This is a genomic window from Marinibaculum pumilum (assembly GCF_042646425.1).
GTDB classification, from domain to species: Bacteria; Pseudomonadota; Alphaproteobacteria; order Ferrovibrionales; family Ferrovibrionaceae; genus Marinibaculum; species Marinibaculum pumilum.
Window position 1 is genome coordinate 112,150 of sequence record NZ_JBHRTR010000036.1, and the last position, 23,714, is coordinate 135,863.

The following is a 23,714-nucleotide window of genomic DNA, read 5'->3' on the forward strand; positions in this document are numbered from 1 at the left end:
CTGCGGGGTTACTTTGGAGGTTATCGTCTGTCGAAACGCAGCTTGCCCACCAGGATGCCCATTGCCAGGAAGAAGGTCACGCCGTTTGCTAGGATCAGGGAAATGGACTCCTTCAGGACACCGGACAGCAGCCAGAGCGCGACGCCGCTGCACAGCAGGATGAAGGTCGGCAGGGAGATGTCCCTGGCGGAGCGGCGCTGCCAGACCCGGAACACCTGCGGCAGGAAGGCAATTGTGGTGAGGGTTCCGGCAACGAGGCCGATCGCCTCTCCGATCTCGACACCCAGATCCAGCGACACGTCCGTCCTCCCACTGCCCTGCCGGCGGCCCGGGGCAACCGAGCGGCCCCGTCCGGACGCCTCCCATAATCCGGCGCCGGGCGGCCGGCAAGCGGCTGTCGCGGCCGCATGCGGTCCGCGTCGATGACAGCCGGGACAGCAACGGGCCGGACCCTGGTGCTGGGCGGCGCCCGCTCGGGCAAGAGCCGCCACGCCCAGCTTCTGGCCGAACATGCGGGGCCGGCGCCCTGGACCTATATCGCCACCGCAGAAGCGCTCGATCCGGAGATGGAACAGCGGATCGCGGCGCACCGGCGCGACCGCGGCCCCGACTGGCGAACGGTCGAGGCACCGCACGACCTGGCGACGGCGCTTGCCGCCGCCGCCGCGCCGGACAGGGTCGTCCTGGTCGACTGCCTGACCCTGTGGCTGAGCAACCGGCTGCTGGCCGATGCCGACCTTGCGGCGGACTCGGCGGCGCTGGAGGCCGCCTTTGCGGCCGCCCCCGGCACGGTGATCTGCGTCGCCAACGAGGTCGGCCTGGGAATCGTGCCGGACAATGCTCTCGCCCGCCGCTTTCGCGACGCGGCGGGCCGGCTGAACCAGCTGCTCGCGGCCAGGGCGGACCGGGTCCTGTTCATGGCCGCCGGCCTGCCGCTCTCCCTGAAGGGCGACAGCCCGCCGCTCGCCCCGGCGTGACGCCCCCCTCCCGCGCGTGGCGGGGAGGATTGGACAGGCGGCTCCTGGCCGCCTATCTCTGGCGCTGGAGCCCCGGGGGCGCCCGGAGCGGCATCAGGCACGGGAGGCGGCAGCATGGCGGCAACGGAAACCCCGATCTGCGACTTCGGTCGGCCGGCAGTGGATTTCGATCTGTTCGGGGTCGACAACCGTCGGCACAGCCTCGCCGACATAAGGGGGCCGAAGGGCACCCTGGTGATGTTCATCTGCAACCACTGCCCCTATGTCCGGCGGATCATCCAGCCCCTGGTGCAGGACGTGCACCGGCTGATGGCGGAAGGCATCGGCGCGATCGCGATCATGCCCAACGACACCGACGCCTATCCCGATGATTCCTTCGAGATGATGCGGCACCACGCGATCGAATGGGGCTTCGGCTTTCCCTATGTCATCGACGAGCAGCAGACCGTCGCGCGGGCCTATGGCGCGGTCTGCACGCCGGACTTCTTCGGCTACAACGCCGACCTGAGCCTGCAGTACCGCGGCCGCTTCGACGATGGCACCGGCGGCCGCGACGGCAGCGGGCAGCATGAGCTTCTGGCGGCGATGCGCCGGATCGCGGAGACCGGCGAGGGCCCGCGGGAGCAGGTGCCGTCGATGGGCTGCTCGATCAAATGGCGGAGTGCCGCCTGACGGGCTGTCAGGCGCCGGCCGCGACCGCTGCGACGCCTGCGGTCAGGCTTCCGGCAGGACGTCGAAGGCCAGGCTGATCCGCGGCCGGTCGTCGGCACCGCGGAACGGGATCGTCCGGTGGAACAGGTAGGACGGAAAGAAGACCAGCCGCCCCGGTACCGCCGCCACCTGGGTCACCAGGGTCAGCCGTTCCGGCGGCAGGATGCCGGCGGCGTCCAGCTGCGCCTCGGGCCGGCCCAGCTCCAGCCGGCCGGCCTCTGCCGGCGCATCCGCGGCAAGCTCCGGCACCTGGACATAGTAGACGCCGCTCATCCAGCCGCGCGGGTGGATGTGCGGCCGCTGGTGGCCGCCCTCGTGCAGCACGGTGGCCCACAGGTTGAAGCGGTAGCGCCGCGGCCGGTGCCCCAGGAAAGGATGCCCCTCGCGAAACGGCAGATCGTCGATGCGCCGCGCCACGGCTGCAGCCAGCCGCTCGCGGAAGGCGGCGATCGCCGGCCCGCCGCCGCGGCTCAGGTCGCCGCTCTGCCGGCCGGCGCTGGTGGTCGTGTCGGCCGGTTCCCATGTCAGCGGGATCTGCGACAGGATCTCCTCCGCCAGGGCCGTGTTCAGGCCGGAGGAGTCGCCGTCAAGCGCGCCGACCAGGACCATCTCCGCCGGATCGGCGAGCGCGGCATAGCCGGCGGTGTCACCCGCCGCCGCGGCGACATAGGAGAGGTAGCAATGGGCGTACTGCCGCTGCGCCTGCCCGCCGGGCCAGGGCGGCAGCACCTGCAGCGCATGCTCCAGCGCCGCCTTTGCCGGCGCCAGCCGGCCGGCGCGCAACGCCGTCTTGCCCAGGCTCACCGCGACATCCGGCTGGCCGGGTGCGACCCGCAGGGCGCGGTCCAGGGCGGCCAGGGCGGTGGCTGTATCGCCGCGCGCCGCCGCAACCTTGCCGCGCCCGGCCAGGGCGGCCGGATGGTCCGGCGCGGCGCGCAGCGCGCGCTCGAAATGGCCGGCCGCCGCCGCCAGCGCCGCCTGCCGGCGCGGATCGTCATCGGGGACCGTGCCGTCGGCCGGCACCTGCCCCAGCGCGAGCTGGCCCAGACCGTTCTGCACTTCGGGATGCGCCGGCTCGATCTCCGCCGCCCTGCGATAGCGCGCCTGCGCCTCGTCGAGCCGCCCCTTTTCGAGGGCCAGATTGCCGAGGTTGATCAGCGCGGGCACAGAGGCCGGATCGTCCGCCAGGACGGCGAGATAGGCGTCCCGGGCAGCGTCCAGGCGGCCTGCGGCACGGTAGGCATTGCCCAGCAGGCCGCGGAAACCGGGTTCGTCGGGATAGGTGGCGACCGCCTTCTCGAACTGCTGAACGGCCTCCGCAGGCCGGTTCGTCTGCAGGGCGATCAGGCCCAGCATGTGCATCAGGCGGGCATCCGCCGGTGCCACGACCTGCAGCTGCCGCAGCCGCCGCTCGGCCTCTGCCACCTGGCCGCCGTTCAGCAGCGCCATGGCCTGCGCGAAGCCCTCGTCCGGCGCAGCGGCCATCCGCCCGCCCGTGTCCGGCCTGCTCATCGCGCCCGGCCCATGGCCGCACGGGCCTGGAACGGCCTCATCCGGCAGCCGCCGCGCCCCCACCCGAACCGGGACCGCCCGAACCGGACCCGTCCGGCCCGGAGCGGCCCGGGCCGCTGCCATCGGTGGCCAGCGAGTCCGCCTGCCGGCCCGACTGTATGATGCGGATCGCCGACACGGCTTCGGCCACATCCTTCAGGCCCGGTACCACCAGCATGCGGCCGTTGCGCAGGGTCAGCAGCAGCAGACCGCTGCCCGGCTCGCCGCCGAACAGCCGCCCGCCCGGATCGGCACGGGCTTCCACCGTCAGGATGTCCGCAAGCGGCAGCTGCAGGCGCGGCAGCAGGATGGACTGGCGCAGTGCCAGGACATCCGAGCTGACCTCGAAGCGGAAACTGCGGGCATTGATCCAGCTCGACAGGGCAAGGAACGCCACAAAGACCAGGAACAGCACAGGAAGAAAGAAGGCGATGGGTGCCATCAGCAGGGCGGAGATCGCCGTCGCCCGGAGATAGAAGCCGGGCGCGCGCTCCGCCCAGAACAGGACCGGCTGCCGGCCATGGGGACCGGGCCCGCTGATCCCTTCGAGGGCGCCGCTGCGGCGCAGCCGCTCGATCATGTGACGGTCGGTCATAGAAAGCGCTCCGGTCTTCGCCCATGCCTGCCTGCATCGCGGCCGGGCCGGACTCACCCTGCATCGCACGCCCTGCAGACCTGTGTGTGCGCCGTCCCGTTTTCAACCGCCGCCCCGGTTCCGCCCTGTTGTCGTTTCCCGCACCCGTTGCCGCCGTCGGCCGACAATGCGGCGCGGGCCGCGGTGCGGGGGCCGGCCGGCAGTTGTCGCCGGCCGACCGGCAGCCGCCTACATGAACAGGGTCACCTCGCCCTTGCTCTCGGTCCGGATCCGCTTCAGGCAGTCCGGCTTTTCGCCATCCTCCGCTGCGCATTTCGTCACATCGTTGATCAGGAACTGACCCACGGTGGCGCAGTCCAGTTCAGGCAGGTCGAAGGGCCGCACCCGGGTCTTGTTCGGCTGCAGCGGCGCGATCTGGACCGCATAGCGGCGGCTGACGAAGCCGTCCTTGTCGAACAGGATCAGTTCCATCTCCAGGTCGGTATAGCGGTCCTCGCTCTCGTTCTTGACCACCAGATAGACCCGGCAGGCATCCTCCTGCTGCTCGATGGTGTTGAGTTCCACGTTCAGGGTCGGTTCCGCGGCGGTGGCAGCGGCTGCTTCCGCACCGCCGTCCTGGTCCTCCTTGTCCTGCGCGACGGTGGCGTCGGGCCGCAGCAGCAGGGCCATGACCGCCACGACCAGGGCGGCGAAGGCGGTCGCGGCGAGGTGGCGGCCGGAGGTGCGACCCGGCGCCCGGAGGTCCCCGTCGGGCCCGCGGCCCGCCCCGTCCGGACGTTCCATCCAGCGGCGCATCCATCCAGTGACCATGATCGTTCTCCTCGCCAGTTAGTTGATTGCGACCTGTGTCTTCCGAAGCGGTCGACATCATACGCCGCCGCACCGCTTCCGGAAATCTGTTGCGAACAGATTGCAACAAAGGCGGCGGCCGGCGCCCCCTGCCCGACTGTCGCCGCATGCGGCACGAGGTACGCGGTGCACCTGCCATCGCGGCGCCACAATGTCCCGGATGATGGGCCCTGTCGCAACAACCTGCGATCTGTGGCCGCGGGGTCCGCCGTTTGCAGAACCAAGGCCGAATGTGTAAGCAACTGTTTTCGGTCGGTCCTGGCAATCGGCCCAGGTATTTTCTGCCATGCGAAGCCGGCCGCCTCCGGAGCGGTCCATGTCCCGGATCGGGCATGTGACGGCGGATCGCCGCGCCCGCTTCCGTATCGACGCAGGGTTCCGGTTGCGGCACGGCGCTCCGGTGACGACGACAAGATGGCGCATCATGCGCGATAGCTCGAACCGACACAGGGTCTGACATGCGCTTTTATCCCCGCAGCGAGATCATGCGGGACATCTTCGGCCAGTGCGTCCCGACGCTCCTGCTGATCGTCCTGTTCAGTTTCGGCATCGGGCTGCTGTTCTTCACCATGCCTCTGTACATGATGCAGGTGTTCGACCGGGTCATGTCTTCGCAGAGCGGCGAGACGCTGATCCTGCTGACCGTCATCGCACTCTTCGGGCTCAGCGTCAGCGCGGTTCTCGAGGGCATTCGCGGCATGATGCTGGTCAGGCTGGGCAGCAAGGCGGACAAGCTGCTTTCCGAGAAGCTGCTGGGCATGCGGCTCGACGATGCCGCGCGAAAGGGCAACGATGCCGGCGCTGATCTGCTGGCAAAGCACGAGACGTACCGCAGCACCTTCGCGGGCCCAGGCCTCCACAACGTCTTCGAGATCCCGTTCGTTCCGCTCTACATCCTGGCGATGTTCATCGTCAGCCCGTTCATCGGCGTGCTCGGACTGTTGGGCCTGCTGATCAGCGCGGCGGTGGCGCTCGGCAACCAGCTGGTCACTGCGCGTCGGCTGAACAATTCGATGCAGGCCACCGGCCAGAGCCATCAGATGGCGCAGAGCTTCGTGCGCAATGCCGAGGTGGTGTCGGCGCTCGGCATGCAGCCGGAACTTATGCGGCGCTGGAAGCGCAAATATTTCGGCGGCCTGGTGGCCCAGAGCGGCGCCATGGACAGCATGAGCATCTCGGCCGGGCTGACCAAGAACCTGCAGATGATCCTGCAGATCTCCATCATCGGCGCCGGAATGGGGCTTGTAATCGCCGGCGACGCGACCCCGGGCGAGACCTTCGCGGCCATGTTCATCATGGGCCGGATGATAATGCCGGTGAGTTCCATCGTGATGTCGTGGCGCTCCATCGTCGAAGGCATGGATGCCTTCAAGGAGGTGGACGATGCCCTTGCCGACATGGACGACCGCCCCGAGGCGATGCAATTGCCGCCGCCGACAGGCGAACTGTCGGTGGAACGGCTGACCTATGTGCCCGGCGGCAGCAAGACCCTGCTGCTGAAGGGGATGTCCTTCGACATTCCCGCCGGCACCATCCTGGGCGTGATCGGTCCCAGCGCGTCCGGCAAGTCGACCCTGGCCAAGCTGATGGTCGGCGTGTGGAAACCGGCATCCGGCCATGTGCGGCTCGACGGCGCCGATGTCTATACCTGGCCACGGGAGGATTTCGGTCGCCATGTCGGCTACCTGCCGCAGGACATCGAGCTATTTGACGGCACCGTGCGCGACAATATCGCCCGCTTTCGTGAATCAGACCCGAACGATGTGGTCGATGCGGCGCGGATGGCCGGCGTACACGACCTGATCCTGCGTCTGCCGGACGGTTACGACACCGAGATCGGGCCGGGCGGTACCCGCCTCTCGGGCGGCCAGCGCCAACGGATCGCCCTGGCGCGGGCGGTCTTCGGACGCCCGAAGCTGGTGATCCTGGACGAACCCAACTCCAACCTCGACAGCGAGGGCGAAGCCGCCCTGAGCCAGATGCTGAAGGCACTGAAGGAGCGTGAGACCACTGTCGTCATCATCTCACACCGCCCCCATATCCTGGGCATGGTCGACGATATCCTGATCCTGCGCGACGGTCAGGTGGAAGCCCTCGGCAAGGCCGGGGACGTGGTGCCGCGGCTGGTCGGCGGAACGGGCGACAAGCGCCAGATCGCCCAGACACAGGGTCAGGGGCAGGGCCAGGGTCAGGGGGGCGGACAGGCCGCAGCGTCGCAGCCTCAGACAGCGGTGCAGGGATCTGCACAGGCGGCAGGGCAGCAGGCCAATGCGCAGGGACCGGCGGCCGCACAGGGGCAGGCTGGCCAGGATGCGACCGCACAGGGCCGCGCGTCGGAAGGAGCGGCATGACATGATGAAGGTGAAAAAAAATCTGTTGCCGGTGCCGCAGGACGGTGGGCCGGCGGAAGAAGAGGACCCGATGGACGGGCTGAACGACAAGGTTCGGCCGATCTCCCTGGTCGGGCTCGTCATCTTCGCCGGTTTCTTCATCGGACTGGTCGGCTGGGCCGCGCTGGCGCCACTCGCCAGTGCCGCCTTTGCGAACGGCAATGTCGAGATCGAGGGCAACCGCAAGACGGTACAGCACAAGGAGGGCGGAGTCGTGAAGTCCCTCCTGGTGAGGGAAGGCAGCGAGGTGAAGGCAGGCGATCCCCTGATCATCCTCGACGACACGCAGGCTTCATCGGTGCACGACCTGCTGCGCGAACAGTACTACGCCATGCTGGCGCAGATCGCGCGCCTGGAGGCCGAGCAGGCCGATGCACCGCAAATCACGTTCCCGGCGGAGCTGATGGACGAAGCAGCGGAGCGTGACGATGTCCGTCGCATCGTTGAAGGCCAGGAACAGGCCTTCGAGGCACGGCGGACCCTGCTTGAGAATCAGGTCAGCACCCTGGAACAGCGGCGCAAGCAGCTGGACGAGCAGATCGGCGGCCTCGAGTCGCAGATCACTTCGCACAAGCGGCAGATGCAGCTGCTGCGCGACGAACTGAAGGGCACAAGGGAGCTGCAGCAGAAAGGTCATGCCCCGATGACCCGGGTGCGCGCCCTGGAACGCTCGCTCGCATCGCTGGAGGGACAGGTCGGCGAGTATCGCGGCAATATTGCCCGAATCCAGGAAAATGATGCCGAGATCCAGATGCAGATCATCAGCCTGAAGCGCAATCGCATCAGCGAGGCCGCCGAGAAGCTGGCGGAGCTTCGCAGCCAGGCATTCTCCCTGAACGAGCGGATCGTGGCGGCCAAGGATATCCTCGACCGCAGCATCATTCGCGCGCCGACCGGCGGCCGCGTGCTGGGACTGGATATCCACACCGAGGGCGGCGTGGTGGCGCCCGGCCAGCCCCTGATGGACATCGTGCCCGGCCAGCGCAACCTTGTGGTCAAGGCCGCGCTGGAGCCCAACGCGATCGATGACGTTCATCTCGGCATGGACGCAGAGGTGCAATTCGCCGCCTTCTCCAGCCGCTTCACCGAGCGCATCATCGGCGAGATCGTCGACATCTCCGCCGATGCCAAGGAGAACAAGAAGGTCGGGTCGCTATACTACGAACTGCGGGTCGTGGTTCCACCTGAGGAACTGGCCAAGCTGGGCGACGATGTCGAATTGGCGCCGGGCATGCCGGTGACGGTGAAGATCGTCACCGGCGACCGGACCGCCCTCAGCTACTTCACGAAGCCGATCACCCGGACCTTCGACAAGGCCTTCACCGAGCAGTAGGCGCCACCATACTGCGCCGGTCCCCCACCGCGCCGGTCACCGTCGGGGCCGGCGCGGGCGCCTGTCAGTCAGCCCGGGCGGTACCGTCGGGCCGGACGGTAATCGGGGTTGCCCCCTCCCCCCGGCACCAGCGCTGCCAGGCGACACGGAAGGCCGCCTCCATCTGCCTGGCCAGATCGCTGCCGTCGCACAGCGGCGATGCCGCCATCCGGTCCCGCAGTCCCGCCCGCAGCCGGGCCAGGCCATCCAGGTCCGCCGCCGCTGCTACGGCCCGCGCCACATAGGCCTCGGTGTCGTCGACCGCCCAGTCCGACAGGCCGGTGGCCCGCAGGATGCTGACGCCGAACCGGCCCACCGACGGCCGGTCCCGCCTCGACAGCACCGGCACTCCCATCCACAGCGCCTCGCAGGTCGTCGTCCCGGCATTGTGCGGCCAGGGGTCCAGGGCGATGTCGATCTCGCGATAGTCGACCGTGCCGCGGAACACCTTCAGCCGCGACGGATCGATGCCCTGCGCCACGAAGCGCTGGACGAACAGGTCGCGCACGGCGGGGTCATGGTAGGGCTTGTTGTTCAGGACCAGCCGCGATCCCGGCACCGCCTTCAGGATCCTGGCCCAGGCCGCGACCACATGATCGTTCAGCCGCATCGTGCGGCTCAGGCTGCCGAAGGTCACATGGCCCTGCTGGAGGGCCGGCAGGCGGTTCGGCTGCGGCATTTCCGGCCGGGCCCGATAGGCCATCGGGAAGCGGTTCAGGCGGATCAGCGCCTGTTCGCCGAACAGATGCGCCGCCTCCGGCGGCGTCATGTCGCCATCGCCGACGAAATAGTCGAAGCCGCTGATCCCGGTGGTATAGCCCAGGCCGACCATCAGCGAGATCAGGATCGGTGCGGGCCGGCGCACCATCGCCAGCAGCCGGTTGCCGGCCGTGTGGCTGGCCAGGTCGATCATGATGTCGATCCGGTCCTCCCGGATCCGCGCGGCCAGCCGGTCATCGTTCAGGTCGTAGGTCTCCCGCCACTGGTCGGCGAGCGCCCGGTACTGCGCGGTCACCTCGTCCGGCGCCGGGGTCTCGGAATACAGCACCAGTTCGACCGCGCCGCGGTCATGTCCCTCCAGCATCGGCAGGAGGAAATTGCGGGCGGCATGACTGCGGAAATCGGGAGAGGCATAGCCGATACGCAGGCGGCGCCCCGGATCGCGGTCGTTGTCGTGGCGGACCTGCGCCGGCACCAGCGGCCGTGCGTGCCGTTCGTCCCAGTTGCGGTATTCCGCAAAGATCTCTTCCGCGCTCATATCCGGCGCGTAGTTCAGCGCGAACAGCAGGTTGCTGTGATGCTGCACGCCGTCGCGCTCGCTGTGCACGGCACGGCGGTAGGCATCGAACGCCTGGTCGAAACGGCATTCGTCCAGGTAGATGTTGGCCAGGTTGTTCCAGGTCAGGGCGTGGTTGGGATCGATGCGGATGCTCTCCAGGCAGAGCCGTTCCGCCTCCTTCAGATTGAACTGCCGGTACTCCGCAACGCCGAGGTTGGTGAGATCCTTCTTCACCCCCGGCCGCAACTGTATCGCCCGCCGGCCCGCCGCGACCGCCCCCTCGAAATCCTCCAGGACAATCCGCATCGGGCAGAGATTGCTCCAGCCCTCATAATCGTCGGGGACCAGCGCCAGGCCGCGTTCATAGGCTGCGATGGCACCCCTTGTGTCCATCTGCATCTGGCGCGCCTGACCCAGGGTGATCCAGCCCCGGCCGTCGTCGGGCCGCTGTTCGAGATAGGTCGCCATCAGCGTCTCGGCCTCGCCGTAGCGCTCCGATCCCATCAGCAGGCTGCACAGGTTCTGCGCCGCTTCCCCCTGCCGCGGGTCCAGCGCAACGGCCTGCCGGAACGCTGCCTCCGCCTCCGCCGTCCGGCCGGCGCGCCGCAGGACGATGGCATGGATGTTGTGGTGGCCGGGATCGCCCAGGGCCTGCCCCACCAGCCGCTCCGCCAGCTGCAGCGCGTCCTCCGGCAGACGGTCCGCATGAATCGCCGCCACGAGGTAGAGCAGCAGTTCCGCGACGGAAGCGCCTCCCGTACTGACGGCTGCCCGCAGCAGGTCGACCGCCTCGGCGGGCCGGCCCGCCGCCATCAGCGCTGAAGCCTTCGCCGCACCATCGGTTGGCACAGCGGCAGGCTGAGCCGATCCGGTATCCGGCGGTGGCAGGGACGAAACCGGGCTACCGGCTGCCGGGCCGGCGCCCGGATCGGGACCGCCGGTGGGTGCACCGCCAAGACGTAGGTAGAGTGCCTCCAGCCGCGCCGCCAAGGCCCCGTGATCGGCCATCGGGCCGCCCTGGACGTGCTCGCGCAGTCCGGCACGCGCGCGCGTCAGCCGGTCCGTGTCACCGGCCAGCTGCAGCGCGATGTCGACATACGCCTCTGGGCTGTCCGCGACCCACGCCTCCAGCCCGCCGGCCTCCAGCAGGCTGGCGCCCAGGCGGCCCACAGGGGTCGCGCCGCGCAGGCTGACCACCGGGACACCCATCCACAGGCTCTCCGCGACGGTCGTGGCGGCGCTGTGCGGGAAGGGGTCCAGGGTGATGTCGACCTTCCCATAATGGCTGAGGCTGGCCGCCTGCGGCGTCACATAGACCAGGTCCAGGCGATCCGCGCCGATCCCGCGGGCATGGAACGCGGCCAGGAAACGCGTACGCACGGCCGCCTCCTGGAAGACCCGGTTGTTCAGCATCAGGCGGCTGCCCGGCAGGGCGGCCAGGATCTCTGCCCAGCAGTCGAGGACCCGGTCGTTCAGCCGGATGACGCGGCTGAAGCAGCCGAAGGTGACATGCCCGTTCGCCGCAGCCGGCAGCGCCCCGACATTGGGGAAAGGGCTTTGCGGACGGAAGGCGACCCATGGCCCGTCCACCCGCAGCGCCGGTTCGGTGAAACCGGTCTCCGCCACCTCGGGCGCCAGCACCCGATCCGCGATCACCCCGTCGAACTGCGCCATGCCTGTGGTGCCGCCGAAGCCGATCGGATAGGTCAGCTGCACCGGTGCCGGCCGACGGGCGAACAGGCCCAGGCGGGCGGCGGATGTATGTCCGGCAAGATCGACGAGCACGTCGATGCCGATCTCGCGGACCAGGGCGGCGAGGTCGTCGTCGCTGCGGCCCGCGGTCTCGTGCCAGCCATCGGCGGCGGCCCGGTACATGGCGCTGGCCGCGTCGGTGCCGGAGAGTTCCGCGAACAGGTGGACCTCCACCTTGCCGCGGTCATGCGCCTGAAGCAGGGGCAGCAGAAAGTTCAGGGTGGCGTGTATCCGGAAGTCCGGCGAGACATAGCCGACCCGCAACCGCCGCCCGGCCGCCGCTGCCCCGGCGCTGCGGGGCAGTTCCTGCCGGCCGCCGGCCGGCGCGAAGCGCGCGGCCCAGGCTTCGGCCGTGCGCCGGATCGTTGCCGCATCCCGGTCGGGATCGTAGTTCTGCGCGAACAGAAGGTTGGCATGGGTGCGCGCGCTGGCCTTGCCGCTGTCGACAAGGCGCTGCAGCATCGGAAGGCCTTCCGCCAGCTGGGCCTGCTCGCACAGGGCCATGGCCAGGTTGCCGACGACCTGTGGCGAGTCCGCCGCGTGCTTCAGCGCCCGACGGGCGAACCCCTCGGCCGCGGCCGCACGTCCGCCCTCCAGGCAGATCGCCGCCATGTTGTTGGCCGCCGCGGCATCGTCCGGCACCAGGGCCAGCAACTGCTTGTAGCCGGCTTCCGCTGCATCCAGGCGTCCTTCCGCATGCGCCTTCTCCGCCGCCCTCCGCAGCGTACCGGCATCGCCAGGATCCACGGGCAGGTCGACCGGCACCAGGTCCGGCGGCTGCGGCCGGTCCGGTGCCGGCGCAGCCTGCGCAACGGCAAGCGCGGCCGCCTGGGCCCGGACCGACGCCGCATCGGCTGGCCGGTCGGCGGCGTCGAGGCACCGGGAAACCAGGTGCAGCAAGTCGATATCGTCCGGCCGCTCTGCCGACAGGCGGGCGGCCATGCGGAACGCCTCCGCCCCGCGGCTCGCCGCCAGCAGGGTTTCGACGGTTGTCGCGTCGGCCGCCTGAGGCCCCCCGGACGGATCGACGGAGGCATCGGCGGACACAGATGTGTGGGAGGACGCCGGTACGGGGGCGGTCGCGGAGCCACGGTAGAGCAGGAAATCGGGGGTCGGCCAGGACGGCGCCGGCTCGGTCCGGCCGGTGCACCAGCCGCGCCACAGGCGGCGGTAGTGCGCCTCCATCTCGGCGGCCAGGCCACGCGGATCCATCAGGGGCGATTGCCGCATCGCCGATCGCAGGCCGGCGCGGGTCCGCGCCAATGCCGGCAGGTCTGCGGCGAGCGCCACGGCACGGCGGACATAGTCGGCATCGTCGCGCGCCACCCAGCCGGGTTGGCCCAGGCTGTTCATGATGCTGGCGCCGAAGCGGCCGACCGAGGGCCGGTCCATCCGCGACACCACCGGCACCCCCATCCACAGCGCCTCGAAGGTCGTCGTCCCGGCATTGTGCGGGAACGGGTCCAGGGCGATGTCGACCCGGTTGTAGGTTTCCCAGGTCACCGATTGCGGCTGCGTGAACAGAAGCTGCAGCCGGTCCGGGTCCACGCCGCGCCGGGCGAACATCTGACGATAGGCATTGCGCGCCGCCTCTTCGGCGAAGCTCTTGGTGTTGAGCATCAGCCGCGCCGTCGGTACCGCCTTCAGGATCTCCGCCCAGCAATCGACAACCCGGGCATTGATGCGCACCGTCCGGCTGAACGATGCGAATGTGACATGCCCGGCTTTCTCCGCCGGCAGCGGGCCGACCTCCGGCATCTCCGCAGGCGGACGGTAGGTCATCGGGAAGCGGCCGAGGCGCAGGACGGGTTCGCTGAACAGATGCCCGGCATCCGGCGGTGCCATGGCATCGTCGGCGAAGAAGCCGTCGAACACCGACATGCCCGTCGTGTAGCCGAGGCCGACGAGATAGGCGATCTGCACAGGGGCAGGCCGGCGGGCAAACACCTTCAGCCGGTTGCGCGCGGTATGGCCGGCGAAATCCACCAGGATGTCGATGCGGTCCTGACGGATCTGCTCCACCATCTCCTCGTCGCTGATGCCGGTGACATTGCGCCAGGCATGGGCGAGTTCGCGGTAGCGGTCGGTATAGCGGTCCGGGGCCGGGACCATACCGTAGAGGAACAGCTCGAACCGGTCCCGGTCGTGCGCCTCCAGCAGCGGCTCCAGGAAATAGTTCGCGGCGTGGCGCCGGAAATCGGGGGAGACGAAGCCCAGGCGGATGCGGCGGTCGGGATCGCGGTCGTTCTCATAGTGCGGATCCGACGGGACCAACGGGCGGCATTGCAGTTCGTCGAACCGCCGGTAGTCGGCGAAGACATCTTCCGCCGAGGCGTCCGGATCGTAGTTGCGGCAGAACAGCAGGTTGCTGTGCGCGATGGCGAAGTCGGGGTCCAGTTCCACCGCCTTCCGGAAATAGGTCGCTGCCTCCACCATCCGGTCCTGGCCCATGACCGAACTGCCCATGCTGTTCTGCAGGACGGCACTGTCCGGATCGATCTTCAGGCCGCGCCGGGCGAAGACCTCGCCTTCGCTGTTCCGCCCCAGCAGGAACAGGGTGTAGGCAAGATTGCCGTAGGCCTTGGGAGCCGCTGGATCGGCGGCAATCGAACGACGGAACGCTTCCTCCGCCTCGAACGCCCGGTGCATGTCGTTCAGCAGACCGCCGTAGCTGTTCAGCAGCTCGGCATTGTCGGGCCAGATCGCCAGCGATTTCAGCGCGACCTTCTCCGCCGCCTCCAGGTCACCCATGCCTTTGAGCGCCGCGGCAAGATGACCCATCACCTGCGGGTCGTCGGGTCGCAGCTGCAGAGAGCGCTGCAGGGCCTCGGCCGCCGAACGGTAGCGGCCGATGTTATGGAACATCGCGCCGAGGACACCCCAACCGCCAGCGTCCGCGGGATTCGCCTTCAAATGCTGCTGGCAGAGGGCGAGGGCCTCGTCCGTTCGACCGCTGGTGAACAAGGCGGTGGCGACGTCAACCGACATGGAGCATTCCGGAAGGGGAGTGGCGACCAGGCCGCCGGGACAATGGACTTCGCCGGCTGCCATAGCATAGAGTCTCCGCACCCGCGAGACGCTACCGGGCAATGTCGCGGCTTGCCGGCTGCCAGATCATCGCCAACCGATGAGGCAAGGCAGGATCGCCTGCGCTGGCCTGCGGTCCCACGGGCCTCCGGCAGGGACGCCGGCCCTGCGGTCCGCCGCCCGAACTCCTTCGTATTCGACCTCGAATGGCAACGACATGCCGATCTATGCTGAGTCCGACAGTAACGCCCCTCTTCCTGGCGCCTTCCCGGTGGCCGGCCAAGGCGGCCATGCCAGCGCCGTGGCGCAAGAGCGGTGGTCGGAAGCCGACATAACCGTGGCACCCGCGGACTACGAGGCCGCCGCGGCCTGCCTCACCAAGGCAGGCGTCGTCCTGTTGCGCGGCGCCATCGGCCGCGGGGTCGTCGAGCAGGTTCAGCAGGCGACCGCCCGGGCGTTCGAGCGTCTCCCGCAGGTTGCACCTGCCGGCGACGATGCGGCCCGGGAGTTGATGCGCCTGTCCATGATCGGACCGGGTCTGACAGCTGGCTTCCCGGAACTGCTCGCCTTGGCGCGCCGCGCGGTGGAAGGCGGGGTCGGCCGGCCGATCCTGGAACACTATCTTGGCGGGCCGTTGATTCCCGACACATCGACCCTGCGGTTTCGTTGCCACCGCCCGTCCCAGAACCTGAGCTTCGTGCCGCTGCACCAGGATGTGGCGTTTACGACCCACGACAGGAGCTGGGTCAATTTCTGGGTGCCGCTTACACCCTGCGGCCATCTCGCCCCTGGGCTGCAAGTCTTTCCTCTGTCTCGGGCTATGGCCTTTCCCCACAACGCAGACGCCACGCCGGGTGGCTATCCGATGGGCCATATCAGTGAAGAGACAATGGCTTCCTGGCCGATTCCATTGTCCGCAATCGAGCCGGTGTTCGAACCTGGCGACCTGCTGATGTTCGATGGCTTTTGTCCGCACCGCACGGTGGAGCGGCCTGGCATGACCCAGGTACGGATGAGTTTCGAATTCCGCTACACCTCGCACGTCTCCCGTGGACCCATTGCCGACGGTCCGCGCCAGGAACGCCGCAGGACCTAGGCCCTGCCGATACCCACGACGGACGAAGCCTGAGCATGATGCCTATCGACACCGGCCCGCAGAAGACCGATCCCGGAGCGACGGAATCCGCCGGCATCGGCGCCGATACCCCGTTCGAGATCCCACTGAAGTATTTCCCGCCGGCCTTCGTCGACGACAGTGCCAAGCAGCGGTTCGAGTCGCGCCTCGGCCAGTTCCTCAATGTCTGCGCCCCGTTGAACAAGGCGGGATCTGTCGCCGTCTTTGCCGATAACCTGCTGACGATCGGGCGTGCTTTCTCCTTCCTGGAAGACCGCCGTTTCACGGATACCCTGCAGGCCTGTGCGCGCGAAGAGCGCGACCTGGTGATCGCCTGGCGCACCCATGTCCTGACCTGGGCAGCGAAGAGCTGCCTGGCCCTGGAAGGCGATTTCGTGGAATGCGGCACCTACCGCGCCTACAGCGCGGAGGTGATCTGCGGCTATGTCGAGCCGCACCGCCACGGCAAGCGGTTCGTGGTCTATGACCTGTTCGACCCGGACGAGGCCGCCGGCGTCGGTCATCGCCTGCCGAGCCACGGCGACACCCTGTTTGCCGAGGTTGCCGACCGCCTGGCGCCCTATCCGGGAACCCTGGTGGTTCGCGGCAAGGTGCCCGACGCCCTGCCCGAGACGGCGCCGGAAAAGATCTGCTTCATGCATCTGGACATGAACAATGCCGAGGCGGAGGCCGGGGCCCTGGCCTTCCTGTTCGACAGGATCGTCGACGGCGGCATGGTCGTGCTGGACGACTATGGCTGGGCCTACTATTCAGAGCAGCGGGTCCGTGCCGACCGCTTCGCGGCTGAACATGGGCAGTTCATCGTGGAACTCCCGACCGGTCAGGGCCTGTTCATCAAGCGCGCCGCAGCGGCCCGCTGACCGGCCCTGCCCCGTCCCGAACATTGAGCCCGGCAGGGCTGCGGGGCATGTTGCGTGCCGGAGCGGCCGGCCCCGGGGCATCGCCCTGGCCTCATTCTTTGGCGGAGCCTGAGACGGAATGAACATTCTCGCCCTGAATTTCGGGCATGACGCCGCCGTGGCGGTGCTGCGCGACCAGGAGGTCGTCAACTGCCTGCTGCGCGAGCGCCACACCCGGGTGAAGCACCATATCGGGCTGACCTCCGACCTGGTTGACCTTGCGCTCGCCGATGCCGGCCTGAAGGTGCAGGACATCGACGTCTGCGCGATCGTCTCGTCGCAGCGGGTGGAGATGATCCTGCCCGCCGGCGACCCGCTGGAGATCCGTTTCGAACTTCATGCCGGCCATGCCGAGAGCCGCGACGACGCCTGCCGGGCGCAATATGCCGAACGGGCGGCCGCGGCGGCCGAGGTGTCGCTGCCGCTTCATGCCCATCTCTCCGATCCGGAGACGATGGATCCCGGCTTCCTCAGGGAGATCTTCCCCGAAGGCATGCCCTACGACCGCGCGGCCTGGCGGCACGTGCCCTCCCCCGACATCTATGCCAACCCGCCCGAATGGCGGCAGACCCGCACCCTGGCGGAGATCGCGGCGCAGCGGGTCGACCCGGCACGGCTGCGGGAGCGGCGGCGGCAGTTCGACCTGCCGGTGACGGTGCGCCTGCACGGCCACGACCTGCCCGGCTATTGCGTGCAGCACCATATGGCGCACGCCGCCTCAAACTATTTCCAGTCCGGCTTCTCCGAGGCCGCGATCCTGTCGAACGACGGCGGCGTGGCGGCGTCCTACCTGTCCGGCTTCCTGCTCTATGCGCAGGACAACGCGATCTACCCGCTGTTCCCGCACTACAACAATGTCGGCGCTCTCTACATCCTGCTGTCGCAATACCTGCAGCTGGGCGAATGGGATGCCTCCGGCAAGCTGATGGGCCTGGCATCCTATGGCGAGCCGGCCTTCTTCCGACCGGAATTCGTGGGCAACCGCTTCGAGAAGGGGGAAGGCACGTCCAACGGCAGCCGCGAGTGGATCAGCCACTGCCACAAGCTGGCCGCGGAGATGGGCTACGAGCTGTCCGTCACCGCGCGGCGCGAATTCGCGACCGCGCCGGTCAATGCCGATATCGCCGCCAGCAGCGAGATGCTGCTGGAGCAGACCCTGCTGCACAGCGCCCGCGCGCTGCGGCAGCTGCTGGACAATTCCGGGCTGCCGGTCCGCAACCTGGGCCATACCGGCGGCACCGCGCTGAGCTGTCCGACCAACTCCCTGCTGGCCAATGCCGGCCTGTTCGACCGGGTGTTCGTCGAGCCGGGCTGCAATGACAGCGGGCTGGCGATCGGTGCCGGCCTCTACGTCAACCACCAGATCCTGGACCGGCCGCTGCGCCCACGCGGGGCGGGCTACTGGCCCAGCCCCTATCTGGGGCCCCGCATCCTTCCCGCTGCAGTCGACGCCGCCATCGCCGCGGCCGGCGACGATATCGTCGAGGTCGACGTCGACGACGCCGCCGAGGATGCGGCCGCGGCGCTCGCCCGCAACGAGATCATCGGCTGGTTCGAAGGACGCAGCGAGATCGGCCCGCGTGCGCTGGGCCATCGCTCGATCCTTGCCGATCCGCGCGACGGCGGAAACCTGCTGCGGGTCAACGGGGTCAAGGGGCGGGAGAGCTGGCGCCCCTTCGCCCCTGCGGTGCTGGAGGAGGAGGCCGCCGCATGGTTCGAAGGCACGCCCCTGCCCTCGCCCTACATGCTGTTCACGGCGGATGTCCGGCAGCCCGACAGGGTGCCGGCGATCACCCATGTCGACGGCACCGCGCGGGTGCAGACGGTGAATGAAGGCTGCGGCGCCTACTACCGGCTGATCAAGGCCTTCCATCGCCTGACCGGCGTGCCGGTGATCATCAACACCTCGTTCAACGGACCCGGCGAGCCGGTGATCGAGACCCCCGACCATGCCATCGCCTTCCTCCGCGGCACCCGGCTGGACCGGCTGTACCTGGACGGCCGGGTTCTGGTGCGCGCGGCGGATGCCGGCGCTCCGCGAACCGGACCGGATGCGCGGAGGGAGAAGGTGCTGGCCGAGGCCTGACCGGCGCTGCCGCCGGCCTCCCGGCGGGGCGTGCGCAGCGGTCGCGGACGCTGGCGGTCAGGCCGCCCGGAAGGCGCTGCCCGCGCCGCGGCTGTCGATACCGCGACTGTCGGCGCCGCGACTGTCGGCGCGTGCGGGCGCGGCACCCATGTCCACGGCCACTTCCTGCAGCGCGGCCAGTGCCAGGAAGGATTCCGGCCGCAGGGAGGGGACCAGCGGCGCCACGCCGCTCCCGCCGAGCCGCGCTCTGGTGAGGATCGAGTTGCCCTCCATGCCGTCGCGTCCGGCCATCGCATAGCCGCCACGGTCCAGGGCCACCGGCCCCGCCTGTGCCGCGTCGATCTGGCCGAAGCGGCCGGCAATGGCCTGCCCGCCGCCATCCGGTCCCACCAGGTCGTCGAACTTGGCTGCGAAGCGGTCGTAGACCTGTTCCAGGCTGCGGGGCTGGCCGCCGGCATCGTAGAACACGCCGCGATTGGCCCGCGCCGCGCGCGGGAAAAGGTCGGCCGCGGCACGCCCCGGATCGGCGTCGCGTGCCTGCAGGAAGTCCTTCGCCCCTTCGACTCCCAGAAAATGCGCCATGTAGAGGTCGGTCGCATTGGCCGGGCGGTTCAGCGCCTGCTCCAGCGCCAGGCCGTTCTCCCGCGCATGCTCGGCCGCCATCAGCGAGGCGATCTCCGGATCCTTGCGCAGGTCGAGCACGGCCTGCCGGTCCGCCGGATCGGCGATGGAATGGCGCCCGCTGGCGTCGGTACGGATCAGGCCGGCATAGGCGCCCAGGCCATGCTTGGCACCATGCGCCTTCACTGTGCCGAGCCATGTCTGGTCGATGAACTGGTAGAGCCCGGTCGCGGAAGAGGTTGCCGCCTCGACCGCGGGCCGGAAGCTGCTTTCCTGCCGGGCCTGGGCGACCAGATAGGCAAAATCGACCCCCGTGCGACGGCTGGCATTGCCGATCGCCTGCGCGATGTCGCGCGGCGCACCGGCGGCCTGCGCGCGCATCAGATCCACTGTCGGCGCAAAAGAGGTTGCTGACATACTGTTTCCTGCCTCGACCGCCGGCAACCGGGCCGGCGGGATACACCACATGTTGCCGATCAGGTAGCAAGGGCCGTGCCAACGGCTGGCAACCGGGAGGGCAATTTCAGAGCGGCAGCGCGTGGGACTCTGGGCTCAGCCGGCATCGCCGTCGTGCGGCGCCTGCCGGCGCCGCCACAGCCAGTCCGCAAGGCCGTAGGCCGCGCCGACAGCCGCGCCGGCCAGCAGATAGAAGCCGATCTGCGGCAGGGTCGGCGGCGGCGTGCCGATAATGCCGACGTAGTGCAGCACCACCAGGGCCAGGCAGGCCGAGCCGGCCACCCGTGTCGCGCGCAGCAGGCGGCTGGTCAGGTAGGGTCGCGGCAGGGTCATCGGCCTGCCCGGCCGGTCGCCGGCACCGCTATTCGGCCAGTCCGGCGCGGAAGCGCGACAAGGCAAGCCGTGCCGCCGGACAGACCGCCTCCGTGACGGCGGCCCTTGTCTCTGGATGGTCGAGCCCCAGACCGGCCGGCACCTTTCCATCGCGGCTGGCCTGTGCGCCGCCGCTGCGTCGGCCTTCGCCGCGGGCGGTGCAGACGAACTGGTAGCTGGCATCCGATGCCGCACCGCCATTGCCCGGCTGTGTCGCCGCCGCGGTGGCGCAGCTGATGTCATAGACCTCCCCGGTGCGGTTGTGCTGCAGCCGCGCCAGCAGGACCAGGCCCTGGGCCTGCATGTCGCGGTTCAGGGTCAGGCCGCCGACCGCATAGAGCGGCGCGTCGGGACAGTCGATGCGGAGCGGATAGCCCTGCGCTGCCGCCGCGGCCCAGCTGCCGGCCCATGCCGGCAGGGCCAAGGCGCAGGCCAGCAGCCCCGCACGCCATCGATGCCGGCTTGTCCGGACTGCCGTCCGGCGACACGGCCAGTCGCCTGCCATGGAACATCCTCTCGCTGCCACAGGGCTGCAAAGGCGCCCGCTCGGCCGCCCAATGTCAACCCTGAAAGACCAGGTCGCCCCCGAATGACGGACGGCCAGCGCAAGGGTGCCGCACCGGCCGACCCGGTCCCGGAAAAAATCGTATATGCGGATCATTCGCATTTGCATTTCAAGGCGGGATCCCTATAGTGGATCTCGCTCGCGGGCAGGTTCTCGCGACATCTCCTAAGATCCGAACTGGGCCGCCGGTGCAAACCGGCGGCCCTTTTTTCGACGACGGTCCTTCGCGACCCGCGCCCTGTCTCGTCCGGCCGGCGGTCGGGTACGGAACCCGCCGCTGCGCTTCGCGTTTTGCGATCCTGGGCATTTCTGGCATTGCTGCCTGGAGCGGGCCCATTCCGCACGCCGCGGGGCGCCGCGGCCACCTCCATCGCGCAACCGACACGGTGACGCAACCCGATGACGACTGAACAGATCGCCATCTGCCTGCTGCTGGCCGCCACCCTGGCCCTGTTCGCCTGGGGCCGCTGGCGCTACGACGTGGTCGCCCTGACCGCCCTGCTGGCAGCGGTCCTGCTGGGGCTGGTACCGACCGACAGCGCCTTCTCCGGCTTTGCGCATCCCGCCGTCATCACGGTCGCCGCCGTCCTGGTGCTGGGACGCGCCCTGATGCAGTCCGGGGTGATCGACTGGCTGGCCGAACGGCTGGTTCCCTCCGCCGGTCCGGCCTGGATCCAGGTCGGCGGCCTCTGCCTGATCGTCAGCGTGCTGTCGGCCTTCATGAACAATGTCGGCGCCCTCGCCCTGCTGATGCCGGTGGCGATCGCCGCGGCCGGCCGCTCGGAGCGCTCGCCGGCCATCGTCCTCATGCCGATGGCCTTCACCAGCATGCTGGGCGGCCTGATCACCCTGATCGGCACGCCGCCGAACATCATCATCTCCAACTACCGGGCGGATGCCCTGGGTGCGCCGTTCGAGATGTTCTCCTTCGCCCCCGTGGGCGGCGGGCTGGCGATCCTGGGCCTGGTCTTCGTCGCGCTGGTCGGCTGGCGGCTGCTGCCGCGGCGCCACCATGCGGGCCGCACCGAGCTCTACGGCATCCAGGAATACATCACCGAGGCCAAGGTGCCGGCGGAGAGCCGTTTCGTCGGCAAGTCGGTGGCGGAGCTGGAGAAGGAAGTGGAGAGCCAGGAGGCCCGGGTCCTCAGCCTGATCCGCGGCGAGCGGCAGATCCCCGCCTTCGCGCCCTGGGAGCGCATCCAGGGCGACGACATCCTGATCCTGCAGGCGGCACCGGACGCCATCGAGGGGATCCTGAAGACCCTGGACCTGGCCCTGATCGACCAGGACAAGGCAGCGCTGGACGAGGCGCTCGAAGGGCACGGCATGGGCCTGACGGAGGCGGTGGTCATGCCGCGCTCCCTGATCGCCGGCAATACCGCGCTGGAGATCCGCCTGCGCTCCCGCTACGGCATCAACCTGCTGGCGGTGGCGCGGGAAGGGCATCCGCATCGCGGGCGGCTGCGCAGCTTCCGTTTCCAGGCCGGCGACGTGCTGCTGCTGCAGGGGCCAGAGGACCAGATCAACGGCGCCCTCTCCACCCTGGGCTGCCTGCCGCTGGCGCAGCGGGAGCTGCGGATCGGCGTGCCGCGCCGCGCGGCCACCATCCTGGCGGTGGCGCTGGGCGCCATCGCCATCGCGGCGGTCGACCTGCTGCCGGTCGCGATCGCGCTGACCGCGGCGGTGGTGATCCTGATGCTGCTGCGGGTGATGCCGCTCAGCCAGGCCTATGACGCCATCGACTGGTCGGTGATCGTGCTGCTGGGCGCCCTGCTGCCGGTGGGCGAGGCGCTGCAATCCACCGGCACCACGGACCTGATCGCCGGGCAGCTGCTGTCGCTGTCGGGCGAACTGCCGCCCTGGGTGCTGCTGGCCCTGGTGATGATCGTGACGATGACGATCTCCGACATCGTCAACAATGCCGCCACCGCGGTGATGATGGCACCGATCGCGGTCGGCATCGCCACCGGGCTGGACGCCAATCCCGACGCCTTCCTGATGGCGGCGGCGGTCGGCGCCTCCTGCGCTTTCCTGACCCCGATCGGCCACCAGAACAACACCCTGGTGATGGGGCCCGGTGGCTATCGCTTCTGGGACTATTGGCGGATGGGGCTGCCGGTGGAAATCATCGTGGTCGCCGCCGGCGTGCCCCTGATCCTGCTGTTCTGGCCGCTATAGGGCCGGCCCGGCAGGACGCGCCCCCGCAGGCCAAAGGCAAAGCGCGCGCCGAAGCGCGGAGGCAGATGGCCGCGCCCGCCCGATCGATCGCGACGCCCCGGATTCGCCGCGCAGCAGATGCCTTGACGAAAGAAATTACATTCGACACACTTTTTACATTCGACTGTAAGTTTCAGGCCGGGAAAAATGGACAGGGCCGACATGCCTCCGAGCGGCGGTCGACGCGCGCGCAAAAAGCAGATGCAGCGTGCCGAGATCTTGCGAGCGGCGGTCGTCCTGCTGCGCGAGGACAGCTTCGAGCGGACCAGAATGGAAGACGTTGCCGAGAAAGCCGACGTCTCCCTCAAGACTGTCTACAACTACTTCCCTTCGAAGAACGCCATCCTGCTGGAGATTCTTTCCGCTGATCGCGCGCGCCTTTCGCAGGCCTATGAGGCCGTCGCAGAGAATCCGCCAGATGATCTTGCCGAGGCACTTGCGCAGCTCATGCACGCGGACATTGGCGACGTGACAACGCCGCAGGAGAAGACGCTGTGGCTGGATATGCTCGCCGCGGAGTTCCGAGCGAACAGCGAAGCGCCGGACGAAGTCGACCGAAACAGAGAAATCTTCAGATCGTTCACGCGTCGGATTCTGAGGCAGTTCCGCGCACGCGGAATCTTGAGCGGGGACGTGGACGAGGCGGTAGCGGCAGACATGGTCTACGCGCTCCTGATGTACGACTTCCGCAACTACTGCGCTCGCCCAGATCTGACCCCCGATGATTTTCTCCAGCGCGCGCGCCAGCAAACCCGATTGCTCGTCGCGGGATGGACCGTCTGCTGAGCTGCAGGGAGGGCACCCCGCCTGCACTTGGGGCGGGGCGAAACAGGAAGGCCGGGTCTAGCAAGATGATCAAG

The 23,714-nt window shown here is 68.9% G+C and carries 17 protein-coding genes; 9 read left to right on the forward strand and 8 right to left on the reverse strand.

The genetic code is table 11. From position 1 onward, the window contains the following. Positions 1-20: 20 nt before the first annotated feature. Positions 21-299, reverse strand: a complete 279-nt coding sequence (locus tag ACFOGJ_RS22975; protein ID WP_379905003.1) for a SemiSWEET transporter — start codon at positions 297-299, stop codon at positions 21-23. Between the two features lie 123 nt (positions 300-422). On the opposite strand from ACFOGJ_RS22975, the gene cobU reads away from it, so the two are divergent. Beyond that, positions 423-977: a bifunctional adenosylcobinamide kinase/adenosylcobinamide-phosphate guanylyltransferase gene (cobU, locus tag ACFOGJ_RS22980; RefSeq protein WP_379905005.1), complete on the forward strand. Its 555-nt coding sequence runs from the start codon at positions 423-425 to the stop codon at positions 975-977. Between the two features lie 114 nt (positions 978-1,091). Continuing rightward, positions 1,092-1,649, forward strand: a complete 558-nt coding sequence (locus ACFOGJ_RS22985; RefSeq protein WP_379905007.1) for a thioredoxin family protein — start codon at positions 1,092-1,094, stop codon at positions 1,647-1,649. A gap of 42 nt (positions 1,650-1,691) precedes the next feature. Here the strand turns inward: ACFOGJ_RS22985 and ACFOGJ_RS22990 are convergent, their stop codons facing one another. The 3 genes from ACFOGJ_RS22990 to ACFOGJ_RS23000 all read right to left on the reverse strand — a co-directional run bounded on the left by ACFOGJ_RS22990 (position 1,692) and on the right by ACFOGJ_RS23000 (position 4,644). Further along, complete coding sequence (locus ACFOGJ_RS22990; protein WP_379905009.1) at positions 1,692-3,200, reverse strand: tetratricopeptide repeat protein; 1,509 nt, start codon at positions 3,198-3,200, stop codon at positions 1,692-1,694. 37 nt (positions 3,201-3,237) lie between these two features. Continuing rightward, a complete protein-coding gene (locus tag ACFOGJ_RS22995) occupies positions 3,238-3,834 on the reverse strand; it encodes a hypothetical protein (RefSeq protein WP_379905011.1) in 597 nt (198 codons plus the stop codon). Positions 3,835-4,062: 228 nt separating this feature from the next. Next, entirely contained in the window at positions 4,063-4,644 is a 582-nt protein-coding gene (locus tag ACFOGJ_RS23000) for a hypothetical protein (RefSeq protein ID WP_379905013.1), read from the reverse strand. Between the two features lie 497 nt (positions 4,645-5,141). Between ACFOGJ_RS23000 and ACFOGJ_RS23005 the strand changes: the two genes are divergently transcribed. Both ACFOGJ_RS23005 and ACFOGJ_RS23010 read left to right on the forward strand, forming a co-directional pair. Next, positions 5,142-7,034: a type I secretion system permease/ATPase gene (locus ACFOGJ_RS23005; protein WP_379905015.1), complete on the forward strand. Its 1,893-nt coding sequence runs from the start codon at positions 5,142-5,144 to the stop codon at positions 7,032-7,034. Position 7,035: 1 nt separating this feature from the next. After that, positions 7,036-8,406 carry an HlyD family type I secretion periplasmic adaptor subunit gene (locus ACFOGJ_RS23010; protein WP_379905017.1) on the forward strand — a complete coding sequence of 457 codons (1,371 nt, stop codon included), beginning with the start codon at positions 7,036-7,038 and terminating at the stop codon, positions 8,404-8,406. A gap of 64 nt (positions 8,407-8,470) precedes the next feature. On the opposite strand, the gene ACFOGJ_RS23015 is transcribed toward ACFOGJ_RS23010, so the two are convergent. Then, positions 8,471-14,464, reverse strand: coding sequence for an O-linked N-acetylglucosamine transferase, SPINDLY family protein (locus ACFOGJ_RS23015; protein WP_379905019.1), 5,994 nt, complete (start codon positions 14,462-14,464; stop codon positions 8,471-8,473). A gap of 256 nt (positions 14,465-14,720) precedes the next feature. On the opposite strand from ACFOGJ_RS23015, the gene ACFOGJ_RS23020 reads away from it, so the two are divergent. The 3 genes from ACFOGJ_RS23020 (at position 14,721) to ACFOGJ_RS23030 (ending at position 18,623) form a co-directional block, all read left to right on the forward strand. Further along, a complete protein-coding gene (locus ACFOGJ_RS23020; protein ID WP_379905021.1) occupies positions 14,721-15,599 on the forward strand; it encodes a phytanoyl-CoA dioxygenase family protein in 879 nt (292 codons plus the stop codon). Positions 15,600-15,634: 35 nt separating this feature from the next. Next, positions 15,635-16,498, forward strand: coding sequence for a TylF/MycF/NovP-related O-methyltransferase (locus ACFOGJ_RS23025; protein ID WP_379905023.1), 864 nt, complete (start codon positions 15,635-15,637; stop codon positions 16,496-16,498). Positions 16,499-16,616: 118 nt separating this feature from the next. After that, positions 16,617-18,623 (forward strand): carbamoyltransferase C-terminal domain-containing protein, encoded by a 2,007-nt coding sequence (locus ACFOGJ_RS23030; RefSeq protein WP_379905025.1) that lies wholly within the window; start codon positions 16,617-16,619, stop codon positions 18,621-18,623. Between the two features lie 57 nt (positions 18,624-18,680). Here ACFOGJ_RS23030 and ACFOGJ_RS23035 read toward each other — a convergent pair whose 3' ends face one another. The 3 genes from ACFOGJ_RS23035 to ACFOGJ_RS23045 form a co-directional block, all read right to left on the reverse strand. Beyond that, positions 18,681-19,661 carry a transglycosylase SLT domain-containing protein gene (locus ACFOGJ_RS23035; RefSeq protein WP_379905027.1) on the reverse strand — a complete coding sequence of 327 codons (981 nt, stop codon included), beginning with the start codon at positions 19,659-19,661 and terminating at the stop codon, positions 18,681-18,683. 135 nt (positions 19,662-19,796) lie between these two features. Further along, positions 19,797-20,033, reverse strand: a complete 237-nt coding sequence (locus ACFOGJ_RS23040; protein ID WP_379905029.1) for a hypothetical protein — start codon at positions 20,031-20,033, stop codon at positions 19,797-19,799. Between the two features lie 28 nt (positions 20,034-20,061). Further along, a complete protein-coding gene (locus ACFOGJ_RS23045; protein WP_379905031.1) occupies positions 20,062-20,496 on the reverse strand; it encodes a hypothetical protein in 435 nt (144 codons plus the stop codon). A 540-nt stretch (positions 20,497-21,036) separates the two neighbouring features. On the opposite strand from ACFOGJ_RS23045, the gene ACFOGJ_RS23050 reads away from it, so the two are divergent. Together ACFOGJ_RS23050 and ACFOGJ_RS23055 are read left to right on the forward strand one after the other, a co-directional pair. Beyond that, the gene (locus tag ACFOGJ_RS23050) at positions 21,037-22,815 is read left to right on the forward strand and encodes an SLC13 family permease (protein WP_379905033.1); all 1,779 of its coding nucleotides are present in this window, start codon (positions 21,037-21,039) and stop codon (positions 22,813-22,815) included. Positions 22,816-23,001: 186 nt separating this feature from the next. Next, complete coding sequence (locus tag ACFOGJ_RS23055; RefSeq protein ID WP_379905035.1) at positions 23,002-23,640, forward strand: TetR/AcrR family transcriptional regulator; 639 nt, start codon at positions 23,002-23,004, stop codon at positions 23,638-23,640. The last annotated feature ends 74 nt before the right edge of the window (positions 23,641-23,714 follow it).